This is a genomic window from Methylobacterium sp. yr668 (genome assembly GCF_900116245.1).
Lineage (GTDB): Bacteria > Pseudomonadota > Alphaproteobacteria > Rhizobiales > Beijerinckiaceae > Methylobacterium.
Map to the genome: position 1 here is coordinate 47,534 of NZ_FOZY01000003.1, position 17,485 is coordinate 65,018.

General features: G+C 70.7%; 14 protein-coding genes. 8 read left to right on the plus strand and 6 right to left on the minus strand.

Annotation, left to right across the window (positions count from 1 at the left end; translation table 11 throughout):
- The first annotated feature begins 91 nt into the window (after window positions 1-91).
- Window positions 92-739 (plus strand): L,D-transpeptidase, encoded by a 648-nt coding sequence (locus BM419_RS04855; protein WP_091925084.1) that lies wholly within the window; start codon window positions 92-94, stop codon window positions 737-739.
- Between the two features lie 113 nt (window positions 740-852).
- Here BM419_RS04855 and BM419_RS04860 read toward each other — a convergent pair whose 3' ends face one another.
- Window positions 853-1,188: a hypothetical protein gene (locus BM419_RS04860; RefSeq protein ID WP_020092880.1), complete on the minus strand. Its 336-nt coding sequence runs from the start codon at window positions 1,186-1,188 to the stop codon at window positions 853-855.
- A gap of 130 nt (window positions 1,189-1,318) precedes the next feature.
- A complete protein-coding gene (locus tag BM419_RS04865) occupies window positions 1,319-1,807 on the minus strand; it encodes a phasin (RefSeq protein WP_012322487.1) in 489 nt (162 codons plus the stop codon).
- A gap of 259 nt (window positions 1,808-2,066) precedes the next feature.
- On the opposite strand from BM419_RS04865, the gene BM419_RS04870 reads away from it, so the two are divergent.
- The 6 genes from BM419_RS04870 to BM419_RS32720 all read left to right on the plus strand — a co-directional run bounded on the left by BM419_RS04870 (window position 2,067) and on the right by BM419_RS32720 (window position 11,583).
- The gene (locus tag BM419_RS04870; RefSeq protein ID WP_244540698.1) at window positions 2,067-4,661 is read left to right on the plus strand and encodes a PAS domain-containing protein; all 2,595 of its coding nucleotides are present in this window, start codon (window positions 2,067-2,069) and stop codon (window positions 4,659-4,661) included.
- Between the two features lie 266 nt (window positions 4,662-4,927).
- Entirely contained in the window at window positions 4,928-6,874 is a 1,947-nt protein-coding gene (gene acs, locus BM419_RS04875) for an acetate--CoA ligase (protein WP_020092882.1), read from the plus strand.
- Between the two features lie 135 nt (window positions 6,875-7,009).
- Window positions 7,010-7,381, plus strand: a complete 372-nt coding sequence (locus BM419_RS04880) for a DUF485 domain-containing protein (RefSeq protein ID WP_020092883.1) — start codon at window positions 7,010-7,012, stop codon at window positions 7,379-7,381.
- The gene (locus BM419_RS04885; RefSeq protein WP_091925090.1) at window positions 7,378-9,060 is read left to right on the plus strand and encodes a cation acetate symporter; all 1,683 of its coding nucleotides are present in this window, start codon (window positions 7,378-7,380) and stop codon (window positions 9,058-9,060) included. Before BM419_RS04880 ends, BM419_RS04885 begins: the two co-directional genes overlap by 4 nt.
- A 294-nt stretch (window positions 9,061-9,354) precedes the next feature.
- Complete coding sequence (locus BM419_RS04890; protein ID WP_020092885.1) at window positions 9,355-10,989, plus strand: MFS transporter; 1,635 nt, start codon at window positions 9,355-9,357, stop codon at window positions 10,987-10,989.
- Window positions 10,990-11,442: 453 nt separating this feature from the next.
- Entirely contained in the window at window positions 11,443-11,583 is a 141-nt protein-coding gene (locus BM419_RS32720; RefSeq protein ID WP_187299691.1) for a hypothetical protein, read from the plus strand.
- A gap of 6 nt (window positions 11,584-11,589) precedes the next feature.
- Here the strand turns inward: BM419_RS32720 and BM419_RS04895 are convergent, their stop codons facing one another.
- From BM419_RS04895 to BM419_RS04910, 4 genes are all read right to left on the minus strand, one after another.
- The gene (locus BM419_RS04895; protein ID WP_020092886.1) at window positions 11,590-11,829 is read right to left on the minus strand and encodes a hypothetical protein; all 240 of its coding nucleotides are present in this window, start codon (window positions 11,827-11,829) and stop codon (window positions 11,590-11,592) included.
- Window positions 11,830-12,226: 397 nt separating this feature from the next.
- Window positions 12,227-13,825 (minus strand): bifunctional phosphoribosylaminoimidazolecarboxamide formyltransferase/IMP cyclohydrolase, encoded by a 1,599-nt coding sequence (purH, locus tag BM419_RS04900; RefSeq protein ID WP_091925093.1) that lies wholly within the window; start codon window positions 13,823-13,825, stop codon window positions 12,227-12,229.
- 84 nt (window positions 13,826-13,909) lie between these two features.
- Complete coding sequence (locus BM419_RS04905) at window positions 13,910-15,658, minus strand: heparinase II/III family protein (RefSeq protein ID WP_091925096.1); 1,749 nt, start codon at window positions 15,656-15,658, stop codon at window positions 13,910-13,912.
- Window positions 15,659-15,831: 173 nt separating this feature from the next.
- Window positions 15,832-16,776 (minus strand): metal ABC transporter solute-binding protein, Zn/Mn family, encoded by a 945-nt coding sequence (locus tag BM419_RS04910; RefSeq protein WP_091925099.1) that lies wholly within the window; start codon window positions 16,774-16,776, stop codon window positions 15,832-15,834.
- Between the two features lie 155 nt (window positions 16,777-16,931).
- Here BM419_RS04910 and BM419_RS04915 point away from each other — a divergent pair, with 155 nt between their 5' ends.
- Window positions 16,932-17,477 carry a Spy/CpxP family protein refolding chaperone gene (locus BM419_RS04915; RefSeq protein WP_042673169.1) on the plus strand — a complete coding sequence of 182 codons (546 nt, stop codon included), beginning with the start codon at window positions 16,932-16,934 and terminating at the stop codon, window positions 17,475-17,477.
- The last annotated feature ends 8 nt before the right edge of the window (window positions 17,478-17,485 follow it).

Here is a 17,485-nt window from a genome sequence, read left to right on the forward strand (position 1 = left end):
CGCCGGACAGCAAATTCCGGGCGGAAGTATGGAACTGCCAGCCTATGCTCACGCTTGTAATGGCAAAGGTTATTGCACAGGTAGGCCACTCATGAAGACCACGGTCACCGCACTCGCCGCGCTCCTGGGCGTGTCTGTTCTTGCCGCCACGCCCGTCCTCGCCGCTTCGTCGTACGATCCCTTCGGCACGGATAATGCCGACGAGTACTACTCCGATCAGGGACAGTACGGTTACCAGGGCTCTTACGCCCCGGGCTACGGCCAGGGCGTGCAGGCCGCGCCGCAGGCGCAGGTCCAGCCGATCCCCCGCGAGATCGTCGCGTTCAACGCGCCCTACGCGCCCGGCACGATCGTGGTCTCCACCGCCGAGCGGCGCCTGTACTACGTGCTCGGCAACGGTGAGGCGATCCGCTACGGCGTCGGCGTCGGCCGTCCGGGCTTCAGCTGGAGCGGCACCAACAAGATCACCGCCAAGCGCGAGTGGCCGTCGTGGACGCCCCCGAAGGCCATGATCGCCCGTCGTCCCGACCTGCCGCGTTACATGGCGGGCGGCATCGAGAACCCCCTCGGCGCCCGGGCCATGTATATCGGCAGCACCGAGTACCGCATCCACGGCTCCAACGAGCCGGACACGATCGGTCAGGCGGTCTCGTCGGGCTGCATCCGGATGACCAACGACGACGTCACCGACCTGTACGAGCGCGTGAAGGTCGGCGCCAAGGTCGTCGTCCTGAACTGAGCGCGCGGCGCGGGATCACCCGCGCCCCTTGCCCGCCTGTGCCGCGCGGGCCGCGTCATCCCACCCGGGGGCGCGGCCCGTCGCGTGTGCGGTCGCCTGCGCGGGGCTGTGCCTCAGGGAACGACGCGGCCGACGGCCGTCTGCGGCGGGCTGAACGAGGCGATCGGCATGTCGCAGAAGCAGCGCACGCCGAGGGGCCGCGGCCCCGGCAGCGGGCAGGAATACGGCTTCGGGCCGGTGATTCCCTGCTGGACGGCGTCGCAATTGTAGCCGACCGGGGCGCGCTGCGCCCGGCGCGGGACCGGCCGGTAACCGCCGTCGTAGCCCGGATCGTCGTAGTACTGGGCGAAGGCCGCGCTACTCGGAGCGACGGCGGCGAGCGCCAGGGCGGCGACCGCCAGACGGAGAGGTCCACGCAGGCCGGATCGGCCGGAAACAGTGAGGCGCATCCCTGAACCCTTCACTCGGCGCGGACCCAACGCGTCCGCCCGGCGGCTCTCGGCGGCAATACCGGCGAAAACGAGACGGCCCGCCCCCCGGATCGGGAGCGGGCCGCGGCCCCGTTCGTCGGTGCGAGCGTCAGTGCGACGCGCGCTCGGCGGCGTCCTGGGCGTTCTGGGCCGTCTGCTTCGCGGCGTCCTGGCCCTGCTCCATGGCCTTGCGGGCCTCGTCGGCACCCTGCTGCATCGCCGACTTGGCGCGCTCGGCGCCCTGCTGCATCGCGCTCTGCGCGAGGCCGCTGAACTCCTTCGCCTGGGCCTGGATGGCGGCGAACTGGCTGCGGACGAACTCGGCCTGGTGCTGCATCGCCTCCTGCATGTCCCGGGAGCGGACGAGCTTCTGGGCGAGGTCGAAGGCCGCGTTCACGTTCTGCTCGGCATACTCGAAGCCGCGCGAGGACGCGTCCAGCGCGTTGGAGCGCGCCAGCTCGGCCGAGCCCTGCACGGTGTCGGCGGTGCGGCGAGCCGCGCCGATGAAGCTGTCGAACGCCTTCCGGGCCTGCTCGACGCTCTTCTCGGCGAAGTCGCGCATCTCGGCCGGAACTTCGTAGTTCGGGGGGTTGCTCATACGTCGTCTCCTCTCTTCATTGGCCTGTGGATGGCGCTTTGTGCGGTGCACAATAACTGATTCGCCGCCATATGCCACCCGCGCTCACGGCGTTAAGGTTGACATAACGTAAACGTGTGACGGTTGCGCCGAGAGTCCAGCGCCGCGGCGCGGGGGAGTTTACAATAGGGCTACGGTCGCGCGCGTTTCTCGGGCAAAGCGGGACCGTTGAGCGTCAGGATCGCGTTAGGGTTCGAGGTCGCGGGCTTTGGAGACGACAGTGACACCGACGGCCGCTGCAGCCCCGCCCGGGCTGGGGACTGCCTTCGCGACCTGGGTGCGCCTGCCCGCGCTGGCGGCCGCTCTGGGCGCGCGCGACGCCGTGCATCTCGTGATCGATCCGTCGGAGGCCCGGATCCTGTCCGCGTCCGAAGCGGCGGCGGGTCTCGCCGCGGTTCTGGACGGCCCGGCCCTCGCCGACCTGACCCGGCAGATCGCGACCGCGGTGGCGGGCGATGCCGCGCCGCGCCTCGCGCGCCTGCGCCTCGATGTCCGCCGGATCGCGCCGCCGGTCCTGTGCTGGCTGGCGCGCGGCGCGCAGGCCGACGGCCGGCCCGCGATCCTCGTCGTGCCGACCGCGCCGGTGGCGTCTGGCCGCGCGCGTCCGATCCGCCCGCTCGATCCGTCGGTCGAGGCGTCCCCCGGGCATCCGGTGGCGGCGCGCGCGCTTACCCCGGAGTCGCAATCGCCTCCGGCGACGCCGCTCCGGCGCGACGACCGCTTCCTCTGGCGCCTCGATGCCGCGGGTGTCCTGACGACCCTCACAGGCCCGGAGGCGCTCGCCGGGCTGGTCGGGCAGCGCTGGCAGGATCTGGCCGAGAGCGGGCGCCTCTCCGGCGCCGACGCCGTGCTGGCGGCCCTGCGCGACCGGCGCACCTTCCGCGGGGAACCGGCGGTCCTCGATGCCGGCACCGGGGCGTTCCGGGTCGACCTGTCCGGGGCCCCGCTCGGGCGGGGCGACGCGGCCTTCTCGGGCTTCGGCGGCTTCGGCCTGATCCGCAGCGCCCCGGCCGGCAGCCCGAGACCGGTCGCGACGCCGGAGCCGATTCCGGAGCCCATGCCCGAGCGCGTTCCCGAGCGCGTTCCCGAGCCCGTGCCCTCCGCGACGCCGGAGCCGGCAACGTCCGAGGTTGCCAAGCCCGCTGCTGGCCAGGCCGGGACCGGCGACGCCGCGATCCCTGTCGCGATTCCTGTCGCGGTCGACGCGGATCCCGTCGCCGCGCCGCTGTCGAACGACGAGCACGCCGCGTTCCGCGAGATCGCGCGCGCGCTGGGCGCCCGCTACGCCGGTGACGAGGCCGGATCGGGGTCGCCCCGGACCGCGGGTGGGGCGGTGATGCCGTTCCCGGCGCCGCAGGCCGGTCCGGCGGAGACCGGCGCGACCGCCTCGGATCCCGATGTCGAGACCGGGCCGGTGGAGACCGAGCCGGTCGCCGACGCGCCGCCGTCCCCGGAATTCGATCTCCTCGGCGGATTGCCGGTGCCGGTGCTGGTCCATCGCGACGGAGCGATCGTCGCGGCGAACCCCGCCTTCCTCGATCTGACCGGCCATCCCGACCTGCCGAGCCTCGAGCGCCTCGGTCTCCCGGGATTGCTGCCCGGCCTCCCCCCGGCGGAGACGGTCGACCCGTCCGCGCGCCGGACGACCGTCGCGACGGCCGACGACGGCGCCCGTCCCGTCGAAATCCGGGCCGGCGCCCTCCCCTGGTCGGGCGCGACCGCGACGTGCCTGGTCGTGCGCCCGGTCGAGGACGCCGAGGTCGCCGACGCCCTCACGGCCGAGCGCCTCGCCCGCGCCGCTGAGACCGAGCGGACGGCCAGCGCCGAGGCGACTTTGGACGCGCTGGAGACGGGCGTCGTCACGGTCGATGGGGCCGGGCGCATCGTCGCGCTGAACCGCGCGGCGGCCGGCCTGTTCGGCTGCGATCCGCGCGAGATCGTCGGCAGCAGCTTCGTCACGCTCTTCGACCGGGAGAGCGTCCTGACGGTCGCCGATGCCCTGAGGGGCACCGCCCCGGGGCGGCGGATCGTGCGCATCGACGGCGCTCCGATGTCGTTGACTGTGGCGGCGACGGCGGGCCGGCGCGTGGCCCAGATCGCCCGAGCCGAGGACGAGGCCCTCGCGCGGAGCGCGGAGGGCGGCCCGGAGCCCGCGCCGGGCCGCGCCGATGCCCTCGACCGGCTCGGCTGCGCCGTCCGCGAGCCCGTGTCCGGGATCGTCGACCTGGCCGGCGCGATGCTGAAGGAACCGTTCGGCCCCCTCGGGGACGCGCGCTACCGGGGCTGCCTCGCCGAGATCAAGGCCTCGGGCGAGGCGATGCTGGAGCGCGTCGGGAAGCTCCTGGACCTCGCCGCCGTCGAGGCCGGCGAGCTCCACTTGGAGCCGCGCGCCCTCGACCTCAACGACGTCGTGGCGAGCTGTGTCGCCCAGCTCCAGGCGGAGGCGGCGCGGGGGCGCATCGTGATGCGGACGAGCTTCTCGACCGATATCGGCGACCTGGAGGCCGACGAGCGCTCGGTCAGCCGCGCGGCCAGCTTGGTGATCGAGAACGCGATCCGACGCTCCACGGCCGGCAGCCAGATCATCGTGTCCACCGGGTCCGCCGAGCGGGCGGGGATCGCCGTGCGGGTGCGCGAGACCGGCGCCGGCCACGCGCCGCGGGCGGCAGCGCCGCAGGGCGATGTCGAGGACGGGCTGGCGCTGCCGCGGGCGCTCGTGGAGGCCAATGGCGGGCGCCTGCAGCTCTCCGCCCGACCGGAAGACGGCACGCTCGTGGAGATCATCATGCCCGCGCGGCGGGCGGCCAACGGCTAGGGGTGAGCGCCCCCCACCCCCGCGGGGCGGAAACAGAGGGCCGCCGGTGACAGCGGCCTCGGGCGCGCGCGCTTGACAGCGCAGCATCGAAGCCCCAATCAACCCTTATATTGCGCCCAATCTATTCACGGGAATTGAGCTGCGCAGGAGCGCGCCAAACTGCGATGATATCGTCCTCGTAGATTGGCGGCTACGTTACTTTGGAAGTCCTGGCTGCGCGGCGGAGACCGCGATACGATCGGGCGCCAAAACAGGGATGGGACGCCATGGTAGGCAAGGTGATCGAGGTTCAATCCGCGTGGCGCGAGGGTGCGCACGTGGACGATGCCAAGTACCGGGAGATGTACGCGGCTTCGGTCGCCGATCCCAACGCGTTCTGGGCCGAGCACGGCAAGCGCATCGACTGGATGAAGCCGTTCTCGACGGTGAAGAACACCAGCTTCGAGCCCGGCAAGGTCTCGATCAAGTGGTTCGAGGACGGCAAGACCAACGTCGCCCATAACTGTATCGATCGCCATCTCGAGACCCGCGGCGACCAGACCGCGATCATCTGGGAAGGCGACAACCCCGACGAATCCAAGCACATCACCTACCGCGAGCTGCACGCGCAGGTCTGCCGGATGGCCAACGTCCTGCGCAACCGCGGCGTCGGCAAGGGCGATCGCGTCACGCTCTACATGCCGATGGTCCCGGAAGCCGCCTACGCGATGCTCGCCTGCGCGCGGCTCGGGGCGATCCACGCCATCGTGTTCGGCGGCTTCTCGCCGGATTCCCTCGCCTCGCGCATCCAGGGCTGCGGCTCCAAGGTGGTGATCACCGCCGACGAGGGCCTGCGCGGAGGCCGCAAGGTGCCGCTGAAGGCCAATGTCGACGAGGCGATCAAGCGTCTCGGGACCGACCTCGTCGACCACGTGATCGTCGTGCGCCGCACCGGCGGCAGCGTCGCCATGGAGGCGGGCCGGGACGTCTACTACGACGAGGCCGCCGAGCAGGTGACGGACGAGTGCCCCGCCGTGGCGGTGGAGGCCGAGCACCCGCTCTTCATCCTCTACACCTCCGGCTCGACCGGGCAGCCGAAGGGCGTGGTGCACACCACCGGCGGCTACCTCGTCTACGCGTCGATGACGCACGAGTACGTCTTCGATTACCGCGAAGGCGACGTGTACTGGTGCACCGCCGATGTCGGCTGGGTCACGGGCCACAGCTACATTGTGTACGGGCCGCTCGCGAACGGCGCCACGACGCTGATGTTCGAGGGAATCCCGACCTACCCGTCGACCTCCCGGTTCTGGGAAGTGGTCGACAAGCACAAGGTCAATATCTTCTACACCGCGCCGACCGCGATCCGCTCGCTGATGGGCGGCGGCGAGGGACCGGTGAAGAAGACCTCGCGGCAATCGCTCCGCGTGCTGGGCTCCGTGGGCGAGCCGATCAACCCGGAAGCCTGGGAGTGGTACTACAACGTCGTCGGCGACCAGCGCTGCTCGATCGTCGACACGTGGTGGCAGACCGAGACCGGCGGCATCCTGATCACCCCGCTGCCGGGCGCCACCGCCCTGAAGCCGGGCTCGGCGACCCGGCCGTTCTTCGGCGTGAAGCCCGAGATGGTCGACGCCGAGGGCAAGGTCCTGGAGGGCGCCTGCGAGGGCAATCTCTGCATCGCCGATTCCTGGCCGGGCCAGATGCGCACGGTCTACGGCGACCATGAGCGCTTCGAGCAGACCTACTTCTCGACCTACCCGGGCAAGTACTTCACCGGCGACGGCGCCCGCCGCGATGCGGACGGCTACTACTGGATCACCGGCCGGGTCGACGACGTCATCAACGTCTCGGGCCACCGGATGGGCACCGCCGAGGTCGAGTCGTCCCTGGTCGCCCACCCGAAGGTGGCCGAGGCCGCGGTGGTGGGCTACCCGCACAACGTGAAGGGCCAGGGCATCTACGCCTACGTGACCCTGAACGACGGCGAGGAGGGCGACGACGCCCTGCGCAAGGAGCTCGTGACCTGGGTCCGCAAGGATATCGGGCCGATCGCCTCGCCGGACCTGATCCAGTTCGCGCCCGGCCTGCCCAAGACCCGCTCGGGCAAGATCATGCGCCGGATCCTGCGCAAGATCGCCGAGGACGATTTCAGTTCGCTCGGCGACACCTCGACGCTCGCCGAGCCGGCCGTCGTCGACGACCTGATCGAGAACCGGCAGAACCGGGGCTGATCGCACCCGCGCCGCCCCGGCGGCGCGGGTTCGGACCGGGGCGGGTGCCGGGGCGGCGCCCGCTCCCAACAAGAACCACGAGTCTCAACGCGAAGAACCGGGGGGCCAGAGCAGGCCCTCGCGGGAGGAACACCCATGAGCGGCACGACACTGAACACCCGAGGGCGCGCGGCGCCCCCGGGACCACGCCCACGCGAGACCGCCGCCGATCCGCAGGTCGAGCGGATCGCCCGAACCCCCGAGTTCCAGCAGCTCGTTCACGAGCGCACCCGCTTCGCCTGGATCCTGACGATCTTGATGCTGGTCGTCTATTTCGGCTTCATCGGCCTGATCGCCTTCGACAAGTCGCTCCTCGCCGTGAAGGTCGGCGGCACCGCCTCCCTCGGCCTGTTCGCGGGCGTGTTCGTGATCCTGTTCGCCTTCGCGCTCACGGGGGTCTACGTCGCCCGGGCCAACACGCGCTTCGACGCGCTGAGCGAAGCCCTGAAGCGGAGCGTGGCCCGATGAACCGCCTCCTCCTCGGCCTGACGCTCGCCACGATCGTCGCGAGCGCCGCCTACGCGGCCGGCCCGGATCTCGGTGCCGTCGCGCAATCGGCCACGAACTGGCCGGCCATCCTGATGTTCCTGTTCTTCGTGCTGCTGACGCTCGGCATCACCTACCGGGCGGCCAAGGGCACCAAGTCGGCCGCCGACTTCTACGCGGCGGGCGGCGGCATCTCGGCCGGCACCAACTCGCTGGCGATCGCCGGCGACTACATGTCGGCGGCCTCGTTCCTCGGCATCTCCGGCCTCGTCTACACCTCGGGCTTCGACGGGCTGATCTACTCGACGGGCTTCCTGGTCGGCTGGCCGATCGTGCTGTTCCTGATCGCGGAGCGCCTGCGCAACCTCGGCAAGTTCACCTTCGCCGACGTGGCGAGCTTCCGCCTCGACCAGACCGCGATCCGCATCATCTCGGCGGTGGGCACCCTGGTGGTGGTGGCCTTCTACCTGATCGCCCAGATGGTCGGCGCGGGGAAGCTGATCCAGCTCCTGTTCGGCCTGCCCTACCTCTACGCGGTGATCATCGTCGGCGTCCTGATGATCGTCTACGTCGCCTTCGGCGGCATGAAGGCGACCACCTGGGTGCAGGTGATCAAGGCCTGCCTGCTGCTCGGCGGCGCGACCTTCATGGCCGGCGCGGTTCTGTACAAGTACGGCTTCAACCCGGAATTGCTGTTCGCCAGCGCCGTTCAGGTCCACCCGAAGGGCGAGGCGATCATGGCGCCGGGCGGTCTGGTGTCGAACCCGGTCGAGGCGATCTCGCTCGGCGTCGGCCTGATGTTCGGCACCGCCGGCCTGCCGCACATCCTCATGCGGTTCTTCACGGTCTCGGACGCCCAGGCCGCCCGCAAGTCGGTGTTCTACGCCACCGGCCTGATCGGCTACTTCTACATCCTGACGTTCATCATCGGCTTCGGCGGCATCGCGCTGCTGATGTCGGACCCGGTCTACTTCAAGCTCGGGCCGGCCGGCGCCTTCGACAAGCTGAAGGACATGATCGGCGGCACCAACATGGTGGCGGTGAACCTCGCCAACGCGGTGGGCGGGCCGTACTTCCTCGGCTTCATCTCCGCGGTGGCCTTCGCGACGATCCTAGCGGTCGTCGCCGGGCTCACGCTCGCCGGGGCCTCGGCGATCAGCCACGACCTCTACGCCCAGGTGATCGCCCGCGGGCGCACCACCGAGAAGCACGAGGTCAACCTGTCGAAGATCTCGGCGGTGGTGATCGGGATCGTGGCGATCTACCTCGGCTACGTGTTCGAGAACCAGAACGTCGCCTTCATGGTCGGTCTCGCCTTCGCGGTGGCGGCGAGCTGCAACTTCCCGGTGCTGGCCATGTCGATCCTGTGGCGCGGCACCACCACCTGGGGCGCGCTCGCCGGCGGCCTCGTCGGCCTGCTCGCGGCGGTCATCATGGTGGTGCTGTCGAAGGCCGTGTGGGTGACCACGCTGGGCAATCCCGCCCCGCTCTTCCCCTACGACAACCCGGCGCTGTTCTCGATGCCGCTGGCCTTCGCGACGATCTGGATCGTGTCTCTCGTGGACAAGTCCCGCCGGGCCCAGCGCGAGCGGGCCGCCTTCGAGGCGCAGTACGTGCGCTCCGAGACCGGCATCGGGGCGGCCGGCGCGCACGCGCACTGACGGCCTTCCGAAGCGTCGAACGGGCGGAGGGCGCGGCGCGAGCCGCGCCCTTCGTCGTTCCGGTGACAACTGCGTACGCGCCCATGTTGATGAAGGTCTTCACAATCGCTTTACCGGTTGACCGCCCTGATCGGTGCGATAACGCATAGGTGATCTGCGCCGTGCGCAGAACCGTCCGGGAATCGGGCCGGTGAGCGGGCGATCCGTGTCGCGGGCCGCCCAAATGCGTCTGGGAGGACCTGTTTCATGGCTGTGGCAACCGCGAGTGCGCGGACAGGGGACGCCGCGAGGCCGATGACGTCGGCCGAGAAGCGGGTGATCTTCGCGTCCTCGCTCGGCACCGTGTTCGAGTGGTACGATTTCTATCTCTACGGCTCGCTGGCGGCGATCATCGGCGCGCAATTCTTCTCGGCTTACCCGCCGGCCACGCGCGACATCTTCGCCCTGCTGGCCTTCGCGGCCGGCTTCATCGTCCGCCCGTTCGGTGCCCTCGTGTTCGGCCGCGTCGGCGACCTCGTCGGCCGCAAGTACACCTTCCTCGTCACGATCCTGATCATGGGTCTGTCGACCTTCATCGTCGGCATCCTGCCCAACGCGGCGACCATCGGCATCGCGGCCCCGATCATCCTGATCGTCCTGCGCCTCGCCCAGGGCCTCGCGCTCGGCGGCGAGTACGGCGGCGCGGCGACCTACGTGGCCGAGCACGCCCCCAATGGCCGGCGCGGCTTCTACACGAGCTGGATCCAGACGACCGCGACCCTGGGCCTGTTCCTGTCGCTGATGGTGATCCTGGCGACCCGGACCATCACCGGCGAGGCCGCCTTCGCCGAGTGGGGCTGGCGCATCCCGTTCCTGGTCTCGGTGCTGCTGCTCGGCATCTCGGTCTGGATCCGCCTCCAGCTCTCCGAATCGCCGGCCTTCCAGAAGATGAAGGAGGAGGGCAAGACCTCCAAGGCGCCGCTCACCGAGGCGTTCGGCCAGTGGCGGAACGCGAAGTTCGCGATCATCGCCCTGTTCGGGCTCGTCGCCGGCCAGGGCGTGGTCTGGTACACGGGCCAGTTCTACGCGCTGTTCTTCCTGCAATCGATCCTGAAGGTCGACGGCTACACGGCCAACCTGCTGATCGCGTGGTCGCTGCTCTTCGGCACCGGCTTCTTCGTGGTCTTCGGCTGGCTGTCCGACAAGATCGGCCGCAAGGTCATCATCCTGGCGGGCTGCGCGATCGCGGCGGCGACGTTCTTCCCGATCTTCAAGGGGATCACCTCGACGGCCAACCCGAAGCTCGAGGCGGCGATCGAGAACGTGAAGGTGACGGTGACGGCCGATCCGGCCGCCTGCGGAACCCTGTTCAACCCGGTCGGGACCCGGGTGTTCACCCAGCCCTGCGACCTCGCCCGCGACTTCCTGTCGAAGTCGTCGGTCCGCTACTCGACCGCCCCCGGCGCGGCCGGCCAGCCCACCACGATCCGGGTCAACGACACCGAGATCCCGTACCCGCAGGGCGGCAACGTCGAGGCCAACAAGGCCACGACCGCCGCGCTGCAGGCCGCGGGCTACCCGAAGGCCGGCGACCCCGAGATCGTCAAGATGTCGAACCCGTTCGACATCTTCCGGCCGCAGGTCGCGCAGGTGATCGGCCTGCTGTTCATCCTCGTGCTCTTCGTCACGATGGTCTACGGCCCGATCGCCGCCATGCTGGTGGAGCTGTTCCCGACCCGGATCCGCTACACCTCGATGTCGCTGCCCTACCATATCGGCAACGGCTGGTTCGGCGGCCTCCTACCGGCGACCGCCTTCGCCATGGTGGCCCAGACCGGCGACATCTATTTCGGCCTCTGGTACCCGATCGTCATCGCGGTCGCGACAGTGATCATCGGCGTGTTCTTCGTGCCGGAGACCAAGGATCGCGACATCTTCGCCGACACCTGATCGGCGCGGGCCGGCCGGACCGAGGTCCGGCGCGTGTCACAGACGCCCAGGCAGCTCACGCTGCCTGGGCGTTCTCGTTCGTACGGCACGACGCGGCCGTCCCCCTTGTGTCGAGCCTGCAACGCGGCGGCGAAATAGCGACCCGTGCGGTTCCTCACGGATTGCGTTTCGTCTGATCCTATACGGATGTGTCAAGTATCGAGGCCCGGCGGAAACAGGCCTCCACCGACCGGATCCGGAGCGTCGATTGTCCTGGTTCAAACTTTTGATGTTGCGAGAGGCGACTTATTGCAACTGCAAGTAATTTGACCGGCGACCCTGAGCTCATCGAGGGCGCGCCCGTCATCCGAGCCTGGACAAGATTTAACCTGCCGACAATCGGCCCGGTGGAACCCGATGCGGTACGAGCCCGTATCGGCTTTCCCTCCGCACCGGGCCCCTGGGATATCGAACGTGAACACCGTCCTGACACTTCTGCGCAGTCAGCCCGGCACGAAGCCACCGCTTCTCCTTGTGATTACCTGGTCCCTCGTCGCCGCTGGGCTCTGGATCCTGATCAACGGGTACGCCGGACGGCTGGTCTGGTGGTGGTGATGCGCCTCACCGCCCCCGATCGCTCTCGGGGTACCCGGTGAGATAGGCGCCGAGGAGATACCCCGCCTGATGCGCGGTGAGATATCCCAACACGATCAGGACGCGCAGCAGGTCGATCCCGTAGACCGACACGAAGATCGTCGTGGCGGTGAACAGGATCACCGACGAGGTCAGGGCGAGGATGATCACCGAGTAGGATCGGCCGAGAAGCCATCCCACGAGAAACAACAGCGCTGCGACCACCATCTCGTCACTCGACCCGGAGCTGTTCCAGGAAGTTCTCCACGCGAGCTTCCGGCGCATTTCCCCGCGATGATGGCGTGCGGCCGAGAAAATTTCAACCCGCGGCGCAGACACCGCGCCTATTCGACAAGTTTGGAATATTACACCCGTAATGTTGCACCAAAGATAGTTTTCCCGAACGCCGACCATTCATTGCTGAGCTTGGTCGGGCAACGCGTCTGTTCACGGCAATGCTGGGCGGAAGCGCCCGCTCGGCAAACAATCGACCCGGCCGATCCGATCGCGGCGTATCGTTAACGCGGCGCGGCGGCGCGACCGCGGGTGTTCCGGGGCGTCCGGACCGGTGCGGCCGCCCCCGAGGTGGCGCGCCGTCCCGGAGGGCGGGAGACGGCCCGCCGGCTCAGTGCCGGAAGTGGCGGTGCCCCGTCAGGACCATGGCGAGACCGGCCTCGTCGGCCGCCGCGACCACGTCCGCGTCGCGCATCGAGCCGCCGGGCTGGATCACCGCGGTGGCGCCCGCCTCGGCGGCCGCCATGAGGCCGTCCGCGAACGGGAAGAACGCGTCCGACGCCACCACCGAGCCGACAGCGAGGCTCTCGGCCAGCCCGAGACGCTTCGCCCCCTCGGCGGCCTTCCAGGCGGCGATGCGCGAGGAATCGACCCGGGACATCTGGCCCGCGCCGATGCCGACCGTGGCGCCGGCCTTCGCGTACACGATGGCGTTCGACTTCACGTGCTTGGCCACCCGGTAGGCGAACCGGAGATCGGCCAGCTCGGCCTCGCTCGGCGCGCGCTTGGTCACGACCGTGAGCGGCATGTCGTCGACGACCGCCGCGTCCCGGCTCTGGACCAGCAGCCCGCCCGCGAGGGTCCGCACGGTCTCCCCGCCGGCCCGCGGGTCGGGCACGCCGCCGGCCAGCAGCAGGCGCAGGTTCTTCTTGCCGGCCACGATGGCCGCCGCCTCGGGCGTGGCGTCGGGGGCGATGATCACCTCCGTGAAGATCTCGACGATCCGGCGGGCCGCCTCGGCGTCGAGGGTCCGGTTCAGGGCGACGATGCCGCCGAACGCGGAGGTCGGGTCGCAGCTCAGGGCCCGCTCGTAGGCCTCGAGCAGGCTCGCACCCTCGGCGACGCCGCAGGGGTTGGCGTGCTTGATGATGGCCACGGCGGCGGTCCGGGCCGGGTCGAACTCGGCCACGCACTCGTAGGCGGCGTCCGTGTCGTTGAAGTTGTTGTAGGACAGCTCCTTGCCCTGGAGCTGGCGGGCGGTGGCCACGCCGGCCCGGACCTTACCGGGGGCGCGGTAGAAGGCGGCCGACTGGTGGGGGTTCTCGCCGTAGCGCAGTTCTTGGCCCAGGGAACCGCCGAAGGCCCGGAAGCGGGCCGGCGCCTCGGCGCCGAAGCGGCCCGCCATCCAGTTGGCGATGGCGGCATCGTAGGACGCGGTGCGGGCGAAGGCCTTCTGCGCCAGGCTCCGGCGCAGATCCGCCCCGAGTGCGCCGTCCTGCGCCTCGAGGGCGGCGAGGACGCCGGCATAGTCCGACACGTCGGTGACGACGGCGACGTCCGCGTGGTTCTTGGCCGCCGCGCGGATCATGGCCGGGCCGCCGATATCGATGTTCTCGATGCAGTCGGCGTCGGACCGGTCGGCCGCGATGGTCGCCTCGAACGGGTAGAGGTTGACCACGAGGAGATCGATGGCGCCGATGCCGTGGGCGGCGAGCGCGGCCTGGTGCTCCGGGTTGTCGCGGATGGCGAGCAGCCCGCCGTGGACCGCCGGGTGCAGCGTCTTGACCCGGCCGTCCATCATCTCCGGGAACCCCGTCAGGTCGGCGACCTCGGTGACCGGCAGGCCGGCCTCCTGCAGGGTCCGGTGGGTGCCCCCGGTCGAGACCAGCGCGATGCCGCGGGCGTGGAGCGCCCGGGCGAAGTCGACGAGGCCGGTCTTGTCCGAGACCGAGAGGAGCGCGCGGGAGACCCGCACCTGATCGTGCGCCATAGCTTCGTGCCGAAAGTTCGAGATTTTCCGGCGCGGTAGCATGGAAACGGTGAGCCCGGCCAGCCGGCCCTGTCCGGAGACCCGTCAGGGCGCCACGCCGCGCAGGGGCGCGGAGGCCCGACGCTCGAAGCTCCACCGGACTTCCACATCGTCGGATACCCGCAGGTGGAGGACGATCTGGTCGGTCCGGCGCGGTCCGGTCAGGCCCGAGAAGTAGACGCTCTCCTCGATGGCGATCTCGGCGTTCTCGGCGCTGAATACCCAGACCTCCCCGAGCGCCGAGGCGAGTTCCAGCCCCTCCGGGACGCTGCGCACCGCGATGCCGGGATGCAGGTGGAAACGGATCGCCACGTCCTGCGGGCGCAGCCGCCGCCCGCGGCTGAGCCCCTTGCCCTGGCGCAGGAAGGCGTCGCGGCCCTCCAGGCGCGCCGTCGCGTGGAAGAGCTGCCAGCGACGCTCGTGCACGATGCCGAATTCGGGGGCGTAGCCGTTGTGCCGGGCCGCGAGGACGACGCTGTCGGCCTCCTCGGCCCGCTCGGCCGCCACCGCCGACGGACCGCTCAGGACCACGGGCCCGCGCCGGCCGATCAGCCAGTCCGCCAGCAGCCGCTCGCCCCACCACCCGGTGCGGGTGAGGAACCGGCAGGATGAGGCGTGGGCCACCGAGGCCGTCGAATGGGCCGGCGTCGAGCGGGCGAGGAGGCGCAGATCCGCGCCGCTGGCCGGCAGGCCGCAATTGACCACGATGCGCTGCGGCCCGCTCGACATCTCGAAGGCGAGGCAGCCCGCACCGGCATTCACCGCGTAGGGCAGCGGCGGGCTGGCACCGACATCGGCGACGATCACCACCCGGCCGCCCTCCAGGCGCTCGTAGCCCGAGTTCGGCGCGTGCATCAGCGGGCGGGCGAGCGCGCCGTCATAGACCAGCAGGGTCGCGAGATGGTCCGCGTCCGTGGCGCCCATGCCGTTGAAGTGGCTCAGCGAGGCGTCCGGGTGGCGGAGCAGTCGCAGCAGCGGCAGCATCCGGTCGACCGCGCGCAGGAGCGCCAGCGGCGGCTCGACGCTGCGGCTCAGGTAGCTCTGCCGCAGCGGCAGGAGGTCGAGGAGCAGCTCCATGGCGTAGCGCGGGTCGCGGGAGCGGTGGCCGCCGTCGGTCAGGATCTGCCGGTCGAGCTCCCGCGTCAGGATGCGGGTCGCCCGGCGCAGGATCGGCTGGATGCCGTCGCAGCACAGGCCGGCGTAGCAGAGCGCCACCGCGGCGTTCAGGCGCCATTGCGGCGGCACACCGCGCCGGAGGTCGCGCTCGAGCTGCTGGGCGTTGCGGCCGATCGCCTTGAGGAAGTTCTGGTAGAAGCCGTGGTCGGCACCCTCCAGAACGAGGGGCGACTGGCACAGGAACGAGATCAGCCGGCGCGCCGCCACCGGCGTCTGGCGGGCGAGCGCCGCGTCGCCGCGGCCGGCGATGAAATCGGCCACGAAGGCGCGGGCATTGGCGCGGGCCAGCGCGGTGTCGGCGGCGCGCAGGTGGCGCAGCCAGCCGAAGCCGTAGAGCTCGTCGGCCCATTCCGGCGACGGTGCCGCGTAGTCGAAGGGCGAGCCGCCGCTCGCCGCGAGCGATCGGCCGGCGAAGACGAACAACCCGGCATAGATGTCGTCCGCGAAGGTCGCGTCGGAGGTGCGCAGGTCCTGCGGCGCGATCACCAGGCCGGCGACCCGCATCCGGGCGAGGATGTCGGGCGGGGCTGTGACGCTGGCGCCGGCGGCGCGGACCGCGCGCGCGGTCTCGCGCGCGACGAGCCGATAGAAGCGCCAGCGGTCAGGCCCCCAAGCCACGCGATCTCCGAGCTACGCGTTCTGAAGGCCCCAAGGCCTTGAGCCCTCGCGCACGAGGATCGGCTGGCACCCGTTTCGTAAGGCTAGTGGGGGCCTCTTAACCGGCGGTTTACGCTATGTCATGTCCGACGCCGTGAAGGCGAAGGATCGCGGCGGCGCGCCCTCCCGGCGGGCTAGCCCGGCATCAGCGCGGCGTCGAACGCCTTCAGGTTCGACCGCATCAGGTCGAGATACGTCGCGGCTGGGCCGTCCGGCGCCGAGAGCGCGTCGGAATAGACCTTGCCGCCGACGCGGGCGCCGCTCTCGCGGGCGATCTGCTGCATCTGGCGCGGGTCGCTGATGTTCTCGAGGAACACCGCCGGCACGCGCTCCTTCCGGATCTGGCGGATGATCGCGGCCACGTCCCGCGGGCTCGCCTCGCTGTCCGTCGACACGCCCTGCGGCGCGATGAAGCGCAGGCCGTAGGCCGCCGCGAAGTAGCCGAAGGCGTCGTGGGTCGTGATGATCCGCCGCCGCTCCGGGGGGATGCGGGCGATCGCCGCCCGGACGTCCCGCTCCAGCGCGTCGAGCTCGGCGAGGTAGGCGGCCGCCGCCGCCCGGTAGGCGTCGGCATGGGCCGGATCGACCTTGGCGAGGCCGTCCCGGATGTTCGCCACGTAGGTCCGCACGTTGGCGACGTCCTGCCAGGCATGCGGGTCGACAGCGTGGTCGCCGTGTCCGTGTCCGTGATCGCCGTCCTCGTGGGCGTGCTCGTCCTGCGCGGGGATCGGCTTCACGCCCGCGGAGGCCACCACCACGGGGGCGCGCGTGCCGGAGGCCCGGATCAGCCGGTCGAACCAGCCCTCCAGCCCGAGGCCGTTGACGAACACGATGTCGGCTTCGGCGAGCTTGCGCGGGTCGGCCGGGGACGGGCTCAGGCCGTGCGCGTCGGAGTCCGGACCGACCAGCGTCGCCACCGTCACGTGCGATCCGCCGACCTGCCGGACGAGGTCGCCCAGGATCGAGAAGGTCGCCACCGCCCGCACCGGCCGGTCCTGCGGTGCGGCCGAGGCCGGCCCCGCCGATCCCAACCACAGGGACAGGATCGCGAGCGCCGCGATCCGGAATGTTCTCGCCACGCGCCGCACCGCTCCACCTGCCGCAACCCCGTCGCGCCTGCCACTAATGTAACATTGTTACATACACAAGCGGGATACACGGCGGGTGCCCTATGCGCGGCGTCGGGCGCCGCCGCGGGCCGCGGCGACGTCCCGAGCGTGAGACGGAGATTTCCATGACCCGACCTTTGACGGCGGCCATCCTGGTGACCGGGGCGCTCGGCCTCGGGCTCGCCGGCGCGGCGGTCGCGCGCGATCACGGACCTGAGGGCTTCCGCGGGCACGGCCGCTGGAGCGCGCTGACCCCCGAGGACCGCGCGGCCTTCACGGATGCCCGCATCGCCGCCCTGCATGCCGGTCTGAAGCTCAACGCCGACCAGGAGAAGCTGTGGCCGCCGGTGGAGACGGCGATCCGCGACATGGCCAAGCTGCGCCAGCAGCGCCGCGAGGCGATGCGCGACCGGCCGAAATTCAGCGACGACGCCCCGGCGGCGCTGCGGGCGATGGCGGACGCGGCGAGCGCGCGGGGCGACGCCCTGCGCAAGCTCGCCGACGCGTCCCAGCCGCTCTACGCCAGCCTCGACCAGGACCAGAAGCGGCGCGCCATGATCCTCGCCCGACCGATGGGCCCGATGGGCGGTCACGGCATGCGGGGCGGCTGGCACCGGGACCGCGGTGACGATCGCGGCGACGATCACGGGCCGCGCGGCGACGGCCGCTGAGCAAAAGC

What these genes read in the sequence shown, in the direction of transcription:
- BM419_RS04915 (WP_042673169.1), top strand. Translation starts at nt 16,932, where the DNA reads ATGACCCGACCTTTGACGGCGGCCATCCTGGTGACCGGGGCGCTCGGC.
- BM419_RS04880 (WP_020092883.1), top strand. Translation starts at nt 7,010, where the DNA reads ATGAGCGGCACGACACTGAACACCCGAGGGCGCGCGGCGCCCCCGGGA.
- BM419_RS04895 (WP_020092886.1), bottom strand. Translation starts at nt 11,829, where the DNA reads ATGGTGGTCGCAGCGCTGTTGTTTCTCGTGGGATGGCTTCTCGGCCGA.
- BM419_RS04885 (WP_091925090.1), top strand. Translation starts at nt 7,378, where the DNA reads ATGAACCGCCTCCTCCTCGGCCTGACGCTCGCCACGATCGTCGCGAGC.
- BM419_RS04860 (WP_020092880.1), bottom strand. Translation starts at nt 1,188, where the DNA reads ATGCGCCTCACTGTTTCCGGCCGATCCGGCCTGCGTGGACCTCTCCGT.
- BM419_RS04890 (WP_020092885.1), top strand. Translation starts at nt 9,355, where the DNA reads ATGACGTCGGCCGAGAAGCGGGTGATCTTCGCGTCCTCGCTCGGCACC.
- purH (WP_091925093.1), bottom strand. Translation starts at nt 13,825, where the DNA reads ATGGCGCACGATCAGGTGCGGGTCTCCCGCGCGCTCCTCTCGGTCTCG.
- BM419_RS04855 (WP_091925084.1), top strand. Translation starts at nt 92, where the DNA reads ATGAAGACCACGGTCACCGCACTCGCCGCGCTCCTGGGCGTGTCTGTT.
- BM419_RS04865 (WP_012322487.1), bottom strand. Translation starts at nt 1,807, where the DNA reads ATGAGCAACCCCCCGAACTACGAAGTTCCGGCCGAGATGCGCGACTTC.
- acs (WP_020092882.1), top strand. Translation starts at nt 4,928, where the DNA reads ATGGTAGGCAAGGTGATCGAGGTTCAATCCGCGTGGCGCGAGGGTGCG.